Consider the following 18,131-nt stretch of genomic DNA (forward strand, 5'->3'; position numbering starts at 1 on the left):
GCGATCTCGCCCCACCCGCGCCCTCCTTCGAGGCCCCTTGCCGGGGCAAGGGCCCCCTCGGGATGAGGGGGATGGGATGGAAAGGCGGACCGGACGCGTCCGGTCCGAAAGGCCTCACGCTCCCCGCAGGCTCGCCAGATCCAGCGGCAGCGAGCGCAGCCGCTGCCCCGTCGCGGCGAAGATGGCGTTGGAGATCGCCGGCGCCAGCACCGGCACGCCGGGCTCGCCGATGCCGGTCGGGGCGGTGTCGGAGGGGACGATGTGGACCTCGACCCGCGGCATCTCGGAGATGCGGGTCGGCTGGTAGCTGTCGAAGTTCGTCTCCTGCACCACGCCGTCCTTGAGGGTGATGCGGTTGCGCAGAACCGAGGACAAAGCGAAGCCGACCGCGCCCTCGACCTGGGCGCGCACCACGTCCGGGTTGACCGCGATGCCGACATCGACCGCCGCAATGATCCGCTCGACCTTCACGCCCGACTCGCCCGCGGTCACGTCCGCCGCCATGGCGACATAGGAGCCGAAGGACTGGTGGACGGCCACACCCAGGCCCCGGCCCTTCGCCGTAGGCTTCTCGCTCCAGCCGGCCTTCTCGGCGGCGAGCCGCAGCACGCCCGACAGGCGCGGCGCCCGCGTCAGCAGCGACAGGCGGTAGGCGACCGGATCGGCGCCGGCCGCGTGCGCCAGTTCGTCGATCATCACCTCCATGACGTGGGCGGTGTGGGTGTGGCCGACGGAACGCCACCACAGCACCGGCACGCCCTCGCGGGCGTTGTGGACCTCGAAGCGGTAGGCCGGCAGGCCGTAGGGCGTGTCGGAGGCGCCCTCGACCGTGGTGCCGTCGATGCCGTTCTTGACGAGCATCGCCTCGAACGGCGAGCCGATCATGATCGACTTGCCCACCATGGTGTGGCGCCAGCCCGCGACCTGTCCCTTGGCGTCGAGGCCGGCCTTGACGGTGTGGTAGACCTGCGGCCGGTAATAGCCGCCGGCCATGTCGTCCTCGCGGGTCCAGACCAGATGGACCGGCGCCTTGCCGCCCCAGGCCTTCACGATGGACGCGGCCTCGGCGAAGTAGTCGGCGCCGGGCGTCGCGCGGCGGCCGAACGAACCGCCGGCCCAGAGCGTGTGCAAGCGGACCTTGTCGGTCGTCACGCCGAGGGTCGCCGCCACCACCGCCTGCTCGATCGTCTGGATCTGGCAACCGGCATAGACGTCGTACGAGCCGTCCGCCGCCCGCTCGATCGTGGCGTTGAGCGGCTCCATCGAGGCATGCGCAAGGTAGGGGAAGGAGAACTCCGCCTCCACCACCTTGGCCGCGCCCTTGATCGCCGCATCGGCGTCACCCGCCTGCGAGGCGACGAGGCCGGGGGTCTTGGCGGTCTCGCGGTATTCGGACAGAATCGCGTCCGACGAGCGGGTCTCGGCGGCGGAATCGTCCCACTCGACCTTGAGGGCCTCGCGGGCCTTCATCGCGGTCCAGGTGTCGCGGGCGATGACCGCCACGCCCGACGGGATCGTCACCACGGCGACGACGCCGGGCATGCCTTGGGCCGCCTCCGCATCGACCTTCTTCACGCTCGCGCCGAAGCGCGGCGGATGGGCGACCAGCGCCGTCACCTGGCCGGGGCGGCGGATGTCGAGGGAGTAGATCGCGGTGCCGTCGGTCTTGGCCGGCGAGTCCAGGCGCGGCACGCCCTTGCCGATCAGGGTCCATTCGGACGGGGCCTTGAGGCGCGGCTCCTGCGGCACAGGCTTGGCGGCGGCGGCCTCGGCGAACTCGCCGAACCGGCCCTGCTTGCCCGACTTGTGGCTGATGAGACCCTTCGCGACCGTGATCTCGGAGGCCGGCACGCCCCACTTGTCGGCGGCCGCCGCGACCAGCATGGCGCGGGCCGCCGCACCTGCCTTGCGCAGCTGGAACCACGAATTGGCGATGGCGGTCGAGCCGCCGGTGCCTTGCACCGGGCCCATCAGCAGGTTGGCGTAGAGCTTGGCGTCGGCCGGCGCGAAGGCGGCGCGCATCTGCGCCCAGTCGGCGTCGAGCTCGTCGGCGACGATCGTCGTGAGGCCGGTCGTGTTGCCCTGGCCCATGTCGAGATGCTTGATCATCACCGTGACGGTGTCGTCGGCACTGAGCCGCACGAAGGCGTTGGGCTGGGCCGGGCCCTTCGACAGGTCGGGCCCGCCGCCCTCCGCCGCCCGCGCCCCGCGCAGGTCGAGCCGGAAGGCGAGCAGAACGACACCGGCCGCGGCGCCGCCGAGGAAGGCGCGTCGGGACGGGACAGGCGCGTCGGTCAAATCGAGCTTGAGCATGCCGGGCTCCTTGAATCGGGTGAGACTTACGCGAGGGAGCGGGCGGCTTCGTGGATCGCGGCGCGGATGCGCTGGTAGGTGCCGCAGCGGCAGACGTTGCCGTCCATGGCGCCGTCGATGTCGGCGTCGGTGGGCTTCGGGTTCTCGGTCAGCAGCCCGATCGCCGACATGATCTGGCCGGACTGGCAATAGCCGCACTGCACCACGTCGAGCTTGCGCCACGCGCCCTGCACCGCCTCGGCGACCTTGCCGTTGATCCCCTCGATCGTGGTGATCTTGGCCTCACCCACATCGCCGATACGGGTCTGGCAGGCGCGCACCGGCTGCCCGTCCATGTGGACCGTGCAGGCGCCGCACTGGGCGATGCCGCAGCCGTACTTGGTGCCGGTGAGGTCGAGCCGGTCGCGGATCGCCCACAGCAGCGGCATGTCGGGATCGGCGTCGACCTCGCGGGCCGCGCCGTTCAGGTGGATGGTCAGCATGCCGCCGCTCCGGAATCTGGAATCGTTCCGATTCTGGACCCGAGACGCGCTTCCCGATGTGCGCCAGCGCACCTGAATACAAGATAGCCGGCGTCGGTACGGAAACGGGACAATTCGCGGCAATGGCGAAGCCGCTTTTTAACGGTTCGCGGGCACCCTGCGGCCTCCCGTATCCGGCCGGCCCGCGGTCGAGACGCCGGGCTCCCACCAGCGACCCGAACCCCAGGCATGGCCGACCTCACAGCGGAGATGGTGCAGCGCGGCCGCGGGCCCTCCTCGCAGGAGGTGGCCAAGCGGCGCGGCATCGCGCGCGACATGCGCTCGGCCCGCGAGCGGCTGACCTCGACGAGCGGGCTGGAGCGCGCCTTCGACCACGAATTGCTGCGCCTCTACGCCCAGTACCGGGCGGGTGCGGCCCTGCCGCTCCTGGCGCTCGCCGTGGCGCTCGCCGCCGCCTCGCTGGTCTGGTTGCGCCCGGTCACGGCGGCCCTGTGGTGCGCCGGCGCCTGCGGCACGGTGGTGCTCACGGTCTGGCTCGCCCGCCGCTTCCTGCGCCAGCCGCCCGAGAGCCTGTCGCTGGCCCGCTGGCGCCGCGCCTTCATCGCCGCCGAGTTCGGACAGAGCCTCGCCTGGGCGATGATGCTGCTGGTCGGGGTCCCCGACACGGGCACCTTCGCGCTGTTCGGCCTCGTCATCGTCGCGGCGGTGACGACGATGCTGGCCGCGACCGTGCCGATCGCCGCGGTCTCCGGCCTGATGCCCCTGATGCTGGCCGCCCTCTCGCTGCTGCTCCATTCCCGCGACACCGACACGGTGCTGCTCGTCGTGATGACGGTGTGCAGCCAACTGTTCTTCGCGGGCCTCGCCCGCCGCCTCTACGACTCGGCGGTCGGCACGCTGCAGTCGCGGGCCGAGAAGGACGCGATCTTCGCCGAGCTGGAGCAGGCCAAGGCCAATTCCGACGAGGCGCGGCGGCGCGCCGAGGAGGCGAACCTCGCCAAGTCCCGGTTCCTGGCCACCATGAGCCACGAGCTGCGCACGCCCTTGAACGCCATCCTCGGCTTCTCGGAGGTGATGAAGAACGAGGTGTTCGGCGCCCATGCCGCGCCGGCCTACCGGGAATACGCCAACGACATCCACGACAGCGGGATGCACCTGCTGACGCTGATCAACGAGATCCTCGACCTCTCGCGCATCGAGGCCGGGCGCTACGACCTGACCGAGGAGGCGATGCAGCTCGCCCACACGGTCGAGGAGTGCCGCCACATGATGGCGTTGCGCGCCCGGTCGAAGGGCCAGAGCTTCGCGAGCTTCGTCGACGAGACCCTGCCCCGCCTCTGGGCGGACGAGCGCGCGGTCCGCCAGATCGTGCTCAACCTGCTGTCGAACGCGGTGAAGTTCACCCCGCCCGGCGGCGAGATCGTCATCAAGGTCGGCTGGACGGCGTCGGGCGGGCAATATGTCAGCGTGAAGGATTCCGGCCCCGGCATCCCCGAGGACGAACTCGGCACGGTCATGTCCTCGTTCGGGCGCGGGTCGCTGGCGATCAAGACCGCCGAGCAGGGCTCGGGCCTCGGCCTGCCGATCGTGAAGGGCCTCGTCGATCTCCACGGCGGCCATTTCCAGCTCAAGTCGAAGCCCCGCGAGGGCACCGAGGTGATCGTCACCTTCCCGGCGAGCCGCGGCATGGACGCGCTGGCGGCCGTCGACCTCGCCGCGGCGCCTCCCGCGGCCGCGCCGGTCCCGGCCCGGCGGGCGCGGGCGGCGTGAGGAGGGAGCGGGCGGGTCGGCGCCCGGTCCCTTCATCCGGGTTTCAGGATCGACCCGGCACAATGCCCCGACCCTCCGCCGGAACCGAACATCCGTGGGCAGCATCAGCGTCGTCACGCTCAACAAGGGGCGCGAGGCCCATCTCGCCCGCCTGATCGAGGGGCTCGCCCGCGGCGACGCCCCGGCCGAATGCGTCGTGGTGGAGATGGGGCAAGCCCCCTCCCCCCTGCCCGAGACGCCCTTCCCGCTGCGCCGCGTCGCTCATCCCAGCGACGGCCTGCCGCTCGCCGCCGCCCGCAATGCCGGGCGCAAGGCGGCCGCGGGCGACATCCTGGTCTATCTCGACGTCGACTGCATCCCGGCGGCCGGGCTCGTCGCCGGCCTCGCCGCGGCGGCCGAGGGGCACGACGCGCTGGTCTGCGGGCCGATCCGCTACCTGCCGGCCGGCGCCGTGCGGGACGGCTGGAGCGAGGCCGACCTGATGCGCGTCGGCCAGCTGCACCCGGCCCGTCCCTTCCCCGAGAGCGGCGTGGTGGAGACGAGGAATCCCGGCCTGTTCTGGTCGCTCGCCTTCGCGGTGCGGGCCTCGACCTGGGACCGGCTCGGCGGTTTCGACGAGGGGTTCGACGGCTACGGCGCCGAGGACACCGATCTGGCCTTCCGCGCCGCGGAGGCCGGCGTCTCCGTGCTGCTGGCCGGCGTCCCCCCGGCCTTCCACCAGCACCACCTCTCCTGCGATCCGCCGCTCCAGCACTTCGCCGACATCGTCCGCAACGCAAGGCGCTTCCGCGCCCGCCACGGCCTGTGGCCGATGGACGGCTGGCTCGACGCCTTCGCCCATCTCGGCCTGATCGCGGCGGAGCGCGAGCCCGACATCACGGTGCTGCGCCCGCCGACCCCGGACGAGGTCGCGGCGGCGCGGGTGCCGGCGGATCGGCCGTTCTGAGGGGCGCTCGGCCGCGCCACTGCAGGGTCCTCGGAGCCTCGTTTCGAAAGGCGGCTCCCGGATATCGGAAGAGAACGATGCTCTCGCCCCAAACCGGCGCGGCCGCGCGATGGGCTCGCCGGCGCCCGCTCAAGTCGCATCGGAGGTGAGGGAAGGCTCGCGCGGTTCCGCCGGTCAGTCCCGGCACAGGGCCTCGATCGCCGCCGCCGTGCGGGCGAGCGCGTCGGGCTCGGCGAGGCCGGCGATGCGGGCCGGGTCGAGGGCGAGGCCGCGGGCGACGAGCCCGGGCCAGGCGGCGGCCTCCGGCCAGCCCGGATGGACGAGGGCCGCGCCGAGGCGGGCCAGCCCCTCGGCCTTGGCGGCCTGCTCGCCGTAGGCGCGGGGCTCGGGCAGGCACAGGAAGCGCTTGCCCTGGGCCGCGACCGCCGTGACGAGGCCGTCGCCCGCGCCGCCGATCACCAGGGCGGCCGGTGCGAGGTGCGGGCGCACGTCGCCGACCCAGCCGTGGCAATGCAGGTTTCCGGGCGTCGGGCCGTCGCCCGTCACGGGCCCGAGCACGTGCCAGTCGCGCTCCGGCACCGCCACGGCGGCCTCGGCGAGGCGGGCCAGCGTGCCCCCCTCGCCGCCGCGGCCGAACACCACGACGATGCGCCCGTCCTCGGGGGCCGCCGCGGCGGCTTCCGTGCCGAGGAAGCCGGCAAAATAGGTCTTCTCCCGCACCCAATCCGGCACGTCGCCGCCGTCGAGCGCTTCGGGGAAGGGCGCGAGAAGGCGGCTCGCCGCGCGGAAGGCTTCGAGATGCGGCGTGTCGGTGCGCGTGCCCGAGAGGCGCACGACGAGGCTCGGCACCGACAGGAGCCGGGCGAACAGGGCGACCTCGCAGGATACGTCGACGATCAGCAGCGCCGGATGCGTCTCGGCGGCCCAGGCGGCGATCCGGCCCATGCGGGCGCGCAGGCCTGCATGGTTCAGCGGCGCGTAGTGGAAGGCCTCGGGGCGGCTTCCCGAGCCGTCCTGCCCGTCGAAGGCGCCGATCATGCGGTCGTCCGGCAGATCGAGCACGGGACAGGGGGCACCGGCGGTGTCGATCTCGGAAAAAGTGCCCATCAGGGTGCAGGGCCGCCCGAGGGCCCGGAGCGCGCGGGCGAGCGCCGTCGCCCGCTGCCAGTGGCCCGCGCCCTGGTGGTGAACGTAGTAGCCGATCCCGCGGGTCACGCCGCGGCGTCCCGCCGGAGGTCGGCGGCCAGCGCGGCGAGATCGGCGAGCGCGCGGTCGAGCGGGCATTCGGGCGCCGGCGGATCGCGCGGGGCGAGGCACGCCAGCGTGCGCTCGACGAAGGCGATGTCGTTGGGGCAGTCGGTGAGGATCGCAGCGCGGTCCTCCGCACGCAGCCCGAGGTCTGCGAGGGTGTCCGCGGCGGCGCCCTCGCGCCAGCGCCGGCGCAGACGGGCGCGGCGCAGGATCAGCTCGCGCCAGAACGCGGCGGTCGGCAGGCGATAGGCCTCGCCGCCCTGCACCACGCGGGCGCGCCGCAGCATCTCGACGGCCATGCCGCCCTCGGCGCGGCCGGCGGTGCGGGCCGAGACCCGCACCGAGACGGCGGGGCAGTGGCGCAGCCGCCCGCCCGCCCGCTGCACGGCGGCCACCAGCGCGTTGTCCTCGCCCCGCGGCAGGGCCGGCAAGCCGCCGACCGCGCGGTAGAGCGAGGCGCGAAGCGCGAGGCTGCCGCCGGTGTGGTCGCCGTGGCGCGGGGCCGGATCGTACGGCGGCGGATCGAGGGCGTCTTCCAGCAGGCGCACGCCCGCCCAGTAGCGCTCGACCTTCGCGTGGAAGCCGGCGAGCGCCGGGTCGGCATCGCCCTCATCGTCGATGACGAGGCGCCCGCCGACGATCTCGGCACCGTCGAGCGCGGAAAGATTGTCCGCGACCCAGGAAGGGTCGAGCCGGGCGTCGGCATCGGTGGTCAGCAGCACGCCGTCCGGCGCACCCTCGGCCTCCAGCCATTCGGCGCCCGCATCGAGCGCCCGGCGGCGCGCCGTGCCGACATGGGCGTCCGTGCCGAGGAAGGTCGCCTCGATCAGGCGCAGGTCGATCGTGTCGAGCGCCAGGTCGCGCACCGACGCGACGGTGTCGTCGGTGCAGTTGTTGGCGACCACCACCACCCGCAGGCGGTGGGCGGACGAGAAGCCATCCTGATCGGCCAGCGCGCGCAGGAGCCGCGGCAGCCGCTCGGCCTCGTTGCGGGCCGGGACGCAGACGACGGCGGGGCCGGGACAGGCGGACATGGCTCAGGCGATCAGGCGTTCGAGGACGGGCAGGCGGGGACGGCGCGCGGGCGCTGCACCGGACAGGACCTCGCGGTAGAGGTCCTCGTAGCCGTCGGTCATCACCGCGGCGTCGTAGAGCGTCTCGGCGCGGTGGCGGCAGGCGCGCCGCTCCAGCCCGACCGCGCGGATGATGGCGCGGGCGAGGTCCTCGACGTCGTCGGCGCCCGCCAGCGCCCCGGACCAGCGATCGACGATGTCGGGGATGGCGCCGCGGGCGAAGGCGGCGACCGGCGTGCCGCAGGCCAAAGCTTCGGCGACGACGAGGCCGAACGGCTCCTCCCAGCGCGGCGAGACGATGGCCGCGCGCGCGCCGCCGAGCTGGCGGGCGAGTTCGGCATGCGAGAGATGGCCGACATACGCGACGCCCTCGCCGAGCCGCGGGGCGATCCACTCGTTCCAGTAGCGCGGGTTCGGCTGCGGGCCGGCGAAGCGCAGCGGGATGCCGGCCTTGCGCGCGGCGTCGATGGCCAGATGCGTGCCCTTCTCCGGCACGATCCGGCCGCTCCAGAACACGTAGTCCGCCGGTTCCGCGGCCGGGCTGAAGGCGAAGGTCGAGAGGTCGATGCCGTTGCCGATGATGCGGGCGTTCGGGGCCAGATCGGCCCATTCCTGCGCCAGCGAGGGCGAGACCGCGGCGAAGATCATGCCGGGCTTGGCCGCCGCCACGCCCTCGCTCAGCGAGTCGAAGGGCGGGGTGTGGAGCGCCGTCACCATCGGAGCGGCGAGACGATGGCTCGCCTTGAGCGGCAGCGGGTGGAGGCTGTTGTTGTGGATCACGTCGAACCCGCCGCGCTCGATCATCTCGACGATCCGCTCGTAGGCCGCCTGCTCGGCCCGCGCGATCCGGGCGAAGGCGACCGGATCGCCCAGCGCGTCGCCGGTGGGCGGGCAGACGGGATCGGGCACCAGCAGCGGATCGGAGCCTTCGGAGGCGAACAGCGTGACCCGATGCCCCCGCCGTCGCAGCGCGCCGGCGAGGTGATGCGTGTGCATCTCCAGGCCGCCGAGATAGGGCTGGCCGATCGGGAACTTGAGATGGGCGATGACGGCGATCTTCAAGGGAGGCGTCCGGCGTCGGCGGTTCTTGGGGGCGGGCCGCAGGGGCTCCCACGGCCAGGCTTCACGCCCACCATCGCTCGCGCCGTTCGAACGGTGGATGAACGGCGAATTCAGCGAGCGGCCGTTTTTCTCCATGCCCGAGGGCGGGCAGGAGGCCGCAGGGTGGCGGGAGGGCCAGGACGCTTGGCGGGCGGGCAACGCGGATCGATGCATTGCCCGTGCCTGCAAGATGCGATCAGATCAATATCCGGCCAATCCCCGCGGCGATCGATTGCGCGCGATCTCTTTCATGGCAGGCCCATGGATTGAGGAAGGATCGGAATGTCGTGGTTTCGTCAAATTCGCTTGACGCATTTCGAGGCGTGCGAGACGCATAAGACCATAGCTTTAATTTGATTCCGCGCAGGAGGCTGCAATGTCGTCTGGCATAAAAATCAATAGGATGTCGAACGGTGATACGGACCGTGATTTCGATATTGGCGAGGGTGCGCCGATCAAGGGGCTTGGGAGTTTTCATAAATCTCTTCCTCACAACCAATTCGGTGAGGTTTGCCCCAAAGCTTTCGGCGAGTTCGTGGCGGCAACGCGGGGAAATGGAACCGGTTTCGCGGGTGTCGAGGAAGGATCAGCGCGCGAGAAGGGCAAGGGCACGGCGAAGCTGACCAACCCGCAGGCTGGTCTTGCCGGTGACCAACTGATCGATCATCCGAGCCTCTATATCATGCCGCCGGCTCCGTCGGTGAAATCCGAGGCAACCGCTGCGGAGATGACGGAACTGTACTGGATGGCCCTGCTGCGTGACGTGCCCTTCGACGAACTCGCCGGGCACCCGGACGTGCAGGTTGCCGTCAAGGAATTGAACGAGGTCTACGAGAAGGCCGCCGGCTTGACCGGCGCGGACCGCATCCTGCCCGGCATCGATCTGCCCGGCGGAGCCGGCAGTTTCACGCCGTTCGAGCCCGGGACTCTGTTCAGACTCGGCCTGCCGGGCGAACGGTTCGGACCGATGATCAGCCAGTTCTTCATCCGGCCGGTCCATTTCGGCACCCAGACCATCGATCAGATGCAGCGTCCGTACAAGGCGGGACGGAACTATCTGACGGAGTTCGATGACTGGCTGAAGGCGCAGAACAGCGGCAAGGACTCGAACAATCAAGATTATCCGAGTTCGAACGAGGACTCAGAGGACAATTTCGAGTGCGGCAACCGCTATATCAGCACCATGCGCGATCTCGCGCGGTTCGTGAACAAGGATGCGCTGCACCAAGCCTATTTCAACGCCGCCTTGCTCATGCTCTCGGGCATGGCGAAATGGACTCCGGACAATCCGTACCGGGACGTGCTAAAGCGAGAAGCCGGCTTCGGCGTATTGGGCGCGCCGCACATCCTCGCGCTGGTCTCGGAAGTCGCGACGCGCGCCTTGAAGGCGGTCTGGAACCAGAAATGGCAGGTTCATCTTCGGCTACGCCCGGAAGCCTATGGCGGCCTTGTCCACGTCCAGAATATCGGAGTGAAGGAGAAGGGCAATATCGGAGTGAAGGAGAACGGCAATATCGGAGTGAAAGAGAACGGCACCTACACCAAGCGCGCCTACGGGCTGCCTTTCGACGTGTCGGCGAGCGAGGCCGCCAAGCGTGTGAATGAGTGCTACGGCAGCTACCTCCTACCGATGGCCTTCACGGCCGGGAGTCCGACTCATCCCGCCTATGGCGCCGGTCACGCGACCGTGGCCGGTGCCTGCGTGACGATCCTCAAGGCGTATTTCGCGACGCTGGACGGCAAAGAACCGGTGAAGTTCAAAACCTTATACGAACGGGCGCAGCCTTTCGGAAAGAAGCACAAGATCAAAGCCTACGTCACGGGCAAGGTGGACGACACGTGGCAGCGCATCGAGCTTCCCGATGACGTCAGAGAGTCACTGACGATCGAGGGGGAACTGAACAAGCTCGCCCAGAACGTCGCCATGGGGCGAACGATGGGCGGCGTCCACTGGCGGACGGACAACGCGCGCAGCCTCATCCTCGGCGAGGCGCTGGCCGCTGAGATCCTGGCCGACATCACCGAGGATGCGAACGAGAAGCCGGAGTTCATCTTCCGGACCTTCGCCCGAAAGGCCGACGGCGAGCCCTACATCGTCCGCATCGCCGGCGGCAAAATTCTGGTCGACGGCCAGGAACCAAAGAAGGAGAGGAAGGGAAGTCTCATCCCGGACGCGGCGGATTCTGAAAACGCAGCCACGTCATAGGCACCGCCCGGCTTTGTCCCGGGCGACGCCTGCCAAGGTCAAGGATGGCACAACCCCGTCCGGCGCGGCTCAGCATGTCGGCATCAGCCGCTTGAGTCGCGCCAGGATATCCTCGCCGGCACAGGGCCGGGCGATGAACTGCGCACCCTCGGGCATGCGCTCGGGATCGGGCGCGGCACGGCCGGAGACGATGAGGATCGGCAGGTTCGGTCGGGCCTGAGCCACGGACGTGGCCAGTTCGAAGCCGTTGACGCGGCCCGACAATTCCACGTCGGTCACGAGGCCGCAGATGTCCGGCCGGGCCTGGAGGATCGAGAGCGCCCGCTCGGCGGAGGCGCATTGCACCGTGTCGTAGCCGCCATCCTCCAGCACGTCGCCCAGATCCATGATGGTCAGCGCCTCGTCCTCCACCAGGAGGATGACGGGGCGGTCGCCCGAAGCATTGTCGTGCGGATAAGTCGTCTCGATCTGGCTCGCCACCTGGCTCTCCCCGATTGCCCCCAACGACCCAAGGTGTTCGCGGACTTGTCCGTTTCCGGCGATGAAACCATCGTGGGGGCTGCGATGATCCAACGAGAAACCCCGCCGCGGGTTGCAGGGTCCCGCGGGTGCGATGCGGGGTCAAGGTGGTTCTTTCCGGCTTGGCCTCAGGCGCCGGCGCCCGCCTCCGCGGGCTTGGGCTATCGCTCCGCGAGCCGCCTCGACTGAAAGCCGATCCTTCTTCAGGCGACGGCCCCGGCCTCCGCCGCCACCGCGGCGATCAGGCGATCCAAGTCGTCGTCCGGCACGGTGAGGGCCGGCGTCAGGTAGAGGATGTCGCCGAAGGGTCGCACCCAGACGCCGCGGGCGACGAGGCGGCTCTTCAGCGCGGCGAGGTCGGGCGGGGTCGCGAACTGCACCGCGCCGATGGCGCCGAGCACGCGAACATCGCGCACGCCGGAGAGGCGCGCGAGCGGCCGCAAGCCCTCTTCCAGTCGCGCCGCGATGGCGCGGGCTTGGGTCAAGCGCGGCTCGGTCTCGAACAGGTCGAGGCTGGCGTTCGCCGCCGCGCAGGCCAGCGGATTGGCCATGAAGGTCGGCCCGTGCATCAGGGCGGCGGCCGGATCGTCCGACCAGAACGCGGAAAAGATCTCGGTGGTCGCCACCGTGGCGGCGAGCGCCATCGTGCCGCCGGTGAGCGCCTTCGACAGGCAGAGGATGTCGGGCACGACGCCCGCCTGCTCGCAGGCGAACAGTGATCCCGTGCGGGCAAAGCCCGTAAAGATCTCGTCGGCGATGAGCGGCAGGCCGTGGCGGCGGGCGAGCCGGGCGACGGTCGCCAGCACCTCCGGCGGATGGGTCAGCATGCCGCCGGCCCCCTGCACCAGCGGCTCCACGATCACCGCGGCGAGGTCGCGGCGGTGCCGGGCGAGCGCGGCGTCGAGCGCGGCGTCCTGCTCCGGCGTCCGCGGCAGATCACAGAAAACCTGGGTCGGCAGGTAGGCGCCGAAGCGGCGGTGCATCCCCTCTTCGGGATCGCAGGCCGACATCGCGCCCATCGTGTCGCCGTGATAGCCGCCGCGGAAGGCGAGCACGCGGGTGCGGCCGGTCTCGCCGCGGTTGAGCCAGAGCTGCACCGCCATCTTCAGCGCGACCTCGACGGCGACCGAGCCGGAATCGGTGAAGAAGACGTGGTTCAACGCGCCCGGCAGCAGGGCGGTCAGCCGCGCGGCCAGCCGCTCGGCCGGCGCATGGGTGAGCCCGCCGAACATCACGTGCGGCATCCGGGCCAACTGGTCGGCGACGGCACCCGCGATGTGGGGATGGTTGTAGCCGTGGACGGCGGTCCACCACGAGGCGATGCCGTCGATCAGTTCGCGCCCGTCGGCGAGCACGATGCGCGAGCCCCGCGTCGCCACCGCCTCCAGCGGCGGGGCGGCCAGCTTCATCTGGGTGTAGGGGCGCCAGAGCGGGTGCGGGCCGGGGGCGGACATGCCCCCGGCCTTCGCGGAGGCCGCAGCGGTTGTCAAACCGGTCCGCGGCCTCGACGACGGTCAGACGAACAGGACGTCGGTGGTCTTCAACTGGGTCAGCGTGCCGATCGTAGCGAGCAGGACCGGGTCGGCGTCGCTACCCTTGCCGTCGCGGTCGAACCACAGTTCGCGGGCCTGCGTGTCGAAGCGCAGGACCGGACCGCTCGCCTGGGCCGTGTTGCCGGCCCCGCTCTCGACCGCGACCTTGAGAGTCCCGTCATCCAGGAAATCGCCCAGGTCGAGCCGGATCTTGTCCTGGCCCGAGACGAAATCTGTGATGACGTCGCCCTTCGTGTCGGCGTAGTAGTAGCCGTCGACGTTCGGCACGCCGGGATAGTAGTCGAGATAGAATTCGGTCAGGTCGAACACGTCGTTGCCGGACCCGCCGGTCAGGGTGTCGGAGCCCTGACCGCCGATCAGCGTGTCGTTGCCCGCGTTGCCGCTGAGCACGTCGTCGCCCGCGCCGCCGTCGAAGGTGTTGTTGTTCTTGTCGCCGCGCATCACGTCGTCGAGATACGTGCCGACGAAGGTCTCGATGCCGATATAGGTGTCGCCCTTGATGAAGCCGCCGTTCTTCGTCTGGTCGGCGAGGCTGAGGACCACCGACTGGTACGCGCCCATCCAGGGCAGGCCGAAGGTGACGGTGTCGTTCCCCTTGCCGCCGTCGACGAGATCCTTGTCGAGCGTGAGGCCCGCCGTGCCCGGTGCGAAAGTGCCGTTCGGCACCATGAAAAAGGAATCGTCGCCGTCCTCGCCGTAGAGCTTGTCGGCGCCGCCCCCGTCGGTGAGTTGATCGGCCCCGCCCCTGCCGTAGATCGTGTCGCTGCCCTCGCCGCCGGACAGGGAGTCGGAGGAGGCGCCGCCGGTGACCTTGTCCTGTCCGGAGCCGCCGGAGAAGATCAACTGCTCGAAACCGCTCACCTTGGTCCCGCCGGCGAGGGTGAAGCTGCCGGCGCCGAAATCGAGGATCGTCGCCTTGGTGTCGAACGTGAAGCCGAGATACAGCGTGTCGCTCCCGGTGCCGCCCGCGATCACGTCCTTCTCGATCGGCCCGTCGGGGCCGTTCGAGATGACGGTCACGTTGTCGTCGCCGGCCCCGCCGTCGATGCGGTCGTTGCCGAGGCCCCCCTGCAGGTAATCGTTGCCGGCGCCGCCCTGGAGCACGTCGTCGCCCGCGCCGCCGTCGAGATTGTCGCGGCCGGCATCGCCCCGGAGCGTATCGCTGTTGCCCTCGCCGAACAGCATGTCGTCTCCGGCGCCGCCCACGAGCGTGTCCCGGCCGAGGCCGCCGCGGAAGACGTCGTTGAAACGTCCGCCGGTCAGCCCGTCGTTGCCGGAGCCGCCGGTGATGTCGTAGCGCTCGAAGCCGGTCAGGGTCGCTCCGACGAAGGTGGTGCTCTGGCCGGTGCCCGGGGCCTTGAACGACAGGGCGGTCTTGGCGTCGCCCAGCAGGAGGGTGAGCCGGTCGACGCCGCTTCCGCCGTCGAGCACGTCGCCCTTCGCCTCGGCGAGGCTCGCCACGAACACGACGTCGTCGCCCTCGCCGCCGAACACGGTGTCGGCGCCGAGGCCGCCCACGAGGTAGTCCGAGCCCGAGCCGCCCTCCAGCCGATCACGGCCGCTGCCGCCGTAGAGATAATCGTTGTTGGCGCCGCCGAAGAGCGTGTCGTCGTCCTCGTTGCCGTTGAGGGTGTCGGTGCCGAAACCGCCGGTGATCGTGTCGTTGCCGCCGAGGCCGGACAGGAAGTCGTTCCCGTCCGTGCCGACCAGATTGTCCTTGCCGGATGTCGGTGTCGCCATGTCGATCCCCCTCGCGTGCTGCCGGGACGACTTTCGTCGTCTCCGTATCTTCTATCGATGCCCGCTCTTTTGCTTTTCGGCGGTGTCGGCACCGCGGCATCGTCTCGTTTCTTGTCAATAAAAAGCGGCCGGGCGAAATCAAGCCGGCCCGGCCGCATTGCTGCAGGTCACGTTCTACGGCCCGCACGAACGACTTTCAACCATTGATGCGTGTCGTTTCTGCATCAATTGCGAAGAGAGTGCCGTCGAAGCCGGTTACGATCCGTCAAGGATTGTGGCGGGCGAGGCTTCTACTCCGCCGCCTCGTTGTACGCCTCCGGCGGCGGGCAGGAGCAGACGAGGTTGCGGTCCCCATACGCGTTGTCGACGCGGTTGACCGGCGGCCAGTACTTGTCCATCCGCAAGCTGCCGGACGGGAAGCATGCGGCTTCCCGCGAATACGGTCGCTCCCAGGCGCCGATCAGGTCCTGCACCGTGTGCGGCGCGTTCTTGAGCGGGTTGTTCGCCTTGTCCATCCGGCCGTCCTCGATGGCGCGGATCTCCTCGCGGATCGCCAGCATGGCGTCGCAGAAACGGTCGATCTCGGCCTTGGTCTCGGACTCGGTCGGCTCGATCATCAGCGTGCCGGCCACCGGCCAGCTCATGGTCGGCGGGTGGAAGCCGCAATCGATCAGGCGCTTGGCGATGTCCTCGACCGTGACGCCCGCGCTCTTCTGAAACGGCCGGACATCGACGATGCATTCGTGCGCGACGCGGCCTGATCGGCCCGAATAGAGGATCGGGTAGGCCCCCTCCAGCCGCTTGGCGATGTAGTTGGCGTTGAGGATCGCCACGCGCGTCGCCTGGGTCAGCCCGCGCCCGCCCATCATCAGGCAGTAGCTCCACGAGATCGGCAGGATCGAGGCCGAGCCGAAGGGTGCGGCCGAGACCGCGCCTTCCTCACCGTTGCGCGGATCGGAGGGCAGGAACGGGATCAGGTGCGTCTTCACCCCGATCGGCCCCATGCCCGGCCCGCCGCCGCCGTGCGGGATGCAGAAGGTCTTGTGCAGGTTGAGATGGCTGACGTCGGCGCCGATGTCGCCGGGGCGGGCGAGTCCCACCATGGCGTTGAGGTTGGCCCCGTCGAGATAGACCTGTCCGCCATGGGCGTGGACGATGTCGCAGAGTTCGCGCACCCGCGCCTCGAACACGCCGTGGGTGGACGGGTAGGTGATCATGCAGGCCGCAAGCTTTTCCGCGTGCTGCTCGGCCTTCTTCTTGAAATCATCGACGTCGATGTTGCCCTGCGCGTCGGCGCCGACCACGACCACGCTCATCCCGCACATCTGGGCCGAGGCCGGATTGGTGCCGTGCGCCGAGGAGGGGATCAGGCAGACGGTGCGGTGCGGCTCGCCGCGCGACAGGTGATAGCGGCGGATGGCCAAGAGCCCCGCATATTCTCCCTGCGCGCCCGAGTTCGGCTGCATCGAGATCGCGTCGTAGCCGGTGATCGCGCAGAGCTTTTGCGAGAGATCGTCGATCAGCTCCTTGTAGCCCAGCGCCTGATCCGCCGGCACGAACGGGTGCAGCTCCGCGAATTCCGGCCAGGAGACCGGAAGCATCTCGGCGGTGGCGTTGAGTTTCATCGTGCAGGAGCCGAGCGGGATCATCGCCCGGTCGAGCGCCAGATCGCGATCGCTGAGCCGGCGCATGTAGCGCGTCATCTCGCTCTCGGCCCGGTTCATGTGAAAGATCGGGTGGGTGAGGTATTCGGAGGTCCGCTCCAGCGCCACGGGCAGGCGCGGTGCCGGATAGGTCTCGTCGTAGGCGAGATCCGTCCCGCCGAAGGCCCGCCACACGGCTTGCACGATGTCGGAGCGGGTGCGCTGATCGACGCTGATGCCGATGCGGTCGTCGCCCACTTTCCGCAGGTTCACCCCGTTCTCGACGGCGCTCCTCAGGATCACGCCCTGGAACGGCCCGACCTCCACGGTAATGGTGTCGAAGAATGTTTTGGGACTGACGGAGAAGCCGAGCTTTTCAAGGCCTTCGGCAAGTCGGACCGCGTCGCGGTGGACGCGCAGCGCGATGGCCTTCAGCCCCGCCGGCCCGTGATAGACCGCGAACATCGAGGCGATGACGGCGAGCAGCACCTGGGAGGTGCAGATGTTCGAGGTCGCCTTCTCGCGGCGGATATGCTGCTCGCGGGTCTGGAGCGCCAGCCGGTACGAGCGGTTGCCGCGGGCATCGACCGAGACGCCGACGATGCGGCCGGGCAGCGCCCGCTTGTGGGCGTCGCGGGTCGCCATGTAGGCGGCGTGCGGCCCCCCGAACCCCATGGGCACGCCGAAGCGCTGCATCGAGCCGACGGCGATGTCGGCCCCCATCTCGCCGGGCGGCTTCAGGAGTGTCAAAGCGAGTGGATCGGCCGAGACGACCGCCAGGGCGCCGGCCGCATGAAGCGCCGCGATCGAGTCCGAAAAATCGTGGATGGCGCCGTTGACGCCCGGATACTGGAACAGCGCCCCGAACACCGTGGCGGGATCGAGATCGGTGAGCGGATCGCCGACCACGACGGTCCAGCCGAGCGGCGCCGCGCGGGTCTTCAGCACGGCGATGGTCTGGGGCAGGCAGTCGCGATCGACGAAGAAGACGGTCTTGTCCGATTTCGCCACGCGCTTGGCCATGCCCATGGCCTCGGCCGCGGCGGTGGCCTCGTCGAGCAGCGAGGCGTTGGCGACGTCGAGCCCGGTCAGGTCGCAGACCATGGTCTGGAAGTTGAGCAACGCTTCGAGCCGCCCCTGGCTGATCTCCGGCTGGTAGGGCGAATAGGCGGTGTACCAAGCCGGATTCTCGAAGATGTTGCGCTGGATCGCGGGCGGCATCGTCGTGCCGTGATAGCCCTGGCCGATCAGCGAGACGAGGAGCTTATTCTTGTTCGCGGTGGCCCGCAGCTTCTCCAGCGAGCGGCGCTCGGTGAGCGAGACGCCGAAATCGATGTACTCCGCCTGCCGGATATCGGGGGGAAGGGTCTCGTCGATCAGCGCGTGGAGCGACTTGGCGCCGACCGTCTCCAGCATCTGGTCGATCTCGGAGAGCTTCGGGCCGATATGGCGCCGGGCGGCGAAGTCGAAGGGATCGTGACGATCGTATTTCATCGATAAGAATCCTTTTGGGCAGCCATGGTCGCGGCGTCTC

General features: G+C 69.9%; 13 protein-coding genes. 4 read left to right on the forward strand and 9 right to left on the reverse strand.

All coding sequences use genetic code 11. The features are described 5' to 3' along the window. Positions 1 to 114: 114 nt before the first annotated feature. Both HNR00_RS02405 and HNR00_RS02410 read right to left on the reverse strand, forming a co-directional pair. The gene (locus HNR00_RS02405; protein ID WP_183564328.1) at positions 115 to 2,313 is read right to left on the reverse strand and encodes a xanthine dehydrogenase family protein molybdopterin-binding subunit; all 2,199 of its coding nucleotides are present in this window, start codon (positions 2,311 to 2,313) and stop codon (positions 115 to 117) included. Between the two features lie 26 nt (positions 2,314 to 2,339). Then, positions 2,340 to 2,795 carry a (2Fe-2S)-binding protein gene (locus HNR00_RS02410; RefSeq protein WP_183564331.1) on the reverse strand — a complete coding sequence of 152 codons (456 nt, stop codon included), beginning with the start codon at positions 2,793 to 2,795 and terminating at the stop codon, positions 2,340 to 2,342. A gap of 228 nt (positions 2,796 to 3,023) precedes the next feature. Between HNR00_RS02410 and HNR00_RS02415 the strand changes: the two genes are divergently transcribed. Together HNR00_RS02415 and HNR00_RS02420 are read left to right on the forward strand one after the other, a co-directional pair. Continuing rightward, positions 3,024 to 4,565 (forward strand): sensor histidine kinase, encoded by a 1,542-nt coding sequence (locus tag HNR00_RS02415; RefSeq protein WP_183564334.1) that lies wholly within the window; start codon positions 3,024 to 3,026, stop codon positions 4,563 to 4,565. A gap of 94 nt (positions 4,566 to 4,659) precedes the next feature. After that, entirely contained in the window at positions 4,660 to 5,511 is an 852-nt protein-coding gene (locus tag HNR00_RS02420; RefSeq protein WP_183564337.1) for a glycosyltransferase family 2 protein, read from the forward strand. Between the two features lie 174 nt (positions 5,512 to 5,685). Here the strand turns inward: HNR00_RS02420 and HNR00_RS02425 are convergent, their stop codons facing one another. Genes HNR00_RS02425 through HNR00_RS02435 form a run of 3 tightly spaced genes read right to left on the reverse strand, consistent with a single transcriptional unit; the run spans position 5,686 to position 8,897 of the window. After that, complete coding sequence (locus HNR00_RS02425) at positions 5,686 to 6,726, reverse strand: glycosyltransferase family protein (RefSeq protein ID WP_183564340.1); 1,041 nt, start codon at positions 6,724 to 6,726, stop codon at positions 5,686 to 5,688. Further along, positions 6,723 to 7,796, reverse strand: coding sequence for a glycosyltransferase family 2 protein (locus tag HNR00_RS02430; RefSeq protein WP_183564343.1), 1,074 nt, complete (start codon positions 7,794 to 7,796; stop codon positions 6,723 to 6,725). The genes HNR00_RS02425 and HNR00_RS02430 overlap by 4 nt, the downstream gene beginning before the upstream one ends. Positions 7,797 to 7,799: 3 nt before the next feature. After that, positions 7,800 to 8,897, reverse strand: a complete 1,098-nt coding sequence (locus tag HNR00_RS02435; RefSeq protein ID WP_183564346.1) for a glycosyltransferase family 4 protein — start codon at positions 8,895 to 8,897, stop codon at positions 7,800 to 7,802. Positions 8,898 to 8,994: 97 nt separating this feature from the next. Here HNR00_RS02435 and HNR00_RS02440 point away from each other — a divergent pair, with 97 nt between their 5' ends. Then, positions 8,995 to 9,246, forward strand: a complete 252-nt coding sequence (locus HNR00_RS02440) for a hypothetical protein (RefSeq protein ID WP_183564349.1) — start codon at positions 8,995 to 8,997, stop codon at positions 9,244 to 9,246. Between the two features lie 93 nt (positions 9,247 to 9,339). Beyond that, positions 9,340 to 11,142, forward strand: a complete 1,803-nt coding sequence (locus HNR00_RS02445; protein WP_183564352.1) for a vanadium-dependent haloperoxidase — start codon at positions 9,340 to 9,342, stop codon at positions 11,140 to 11,142. A 69-nt stretch (positions 11,143 to 11,211) separates the two neighbouring features. Here HNR00_RS02445 and HNR00_RS02450 read toward each other — a convergent pair whose 3' ends face one another. The 4 genes from HNR00_RS02450 to gcvP form a co-directional block, all read right to left on the reverse strand. Beyond that, entirely contained in the window at positions 11,212 to 11,622 is a 411-nt protein-coding gene (locus HNR00_RS02450; protein WP_183564356.1) for a response regulator, read from the reverse strand. Between the two features lie 242 nt (positions 11,623 to 11,864). Continuing rightward, on the reverse strand, positions 11,865 to 13,115 hold the full coding sequence (locus tag HNR00_RS02455; protein WP_183564359.1) for an adenosylmethionine--8-amino-7-oxononanoate transaminase: 1,251 nt from the start codon (positions 13,113 to 13,115) through the stop codon (positions 11,865 to 11,867). Positions 13,116 to 13,175: 60 nt separating this feature from the next. Next, a complete protein-coding gene (locus HNR00_RS02460; protein ID WP_183564360.1) occupies positions 13,176 to 14,954 on the reverse strand; it encodes a calcium-binding protein in 1,779 nt (592 codons plus the stop codon). 290 nt (positions 14,955 to 15,244) lie between these two features. After that, positions 15,245 to 18,091 carry an aminomethyl-transferring glycine dehydrogenase gene (gene gcvP, locus HNR00_RS02465; RefSeq protein ID WP_183564363.1) on the reverse strand — a complete coding sequence of 949 codons (2,847 nt, stop codon included), beginning with the start codon at positions 18,089 to 18,091 and terminating at the stop codon, positions 15,245 to 15,247. Between the last annotated feature and the right edge of the window lie 40 nt (positions 18,092 to 18,131).

Origin of the sequence: Methylorubrum rhodinum, from assembly GCF_014199935.1 — a bacterium.
GTDB classification, from domain to species: domain Bacteria; phylum Pseudomonadota; class Alphaproteobacteria; order Rhizobiales; family Beijerinckiaceae; genus Methylobacterium; species Methylobacterium rhodinum.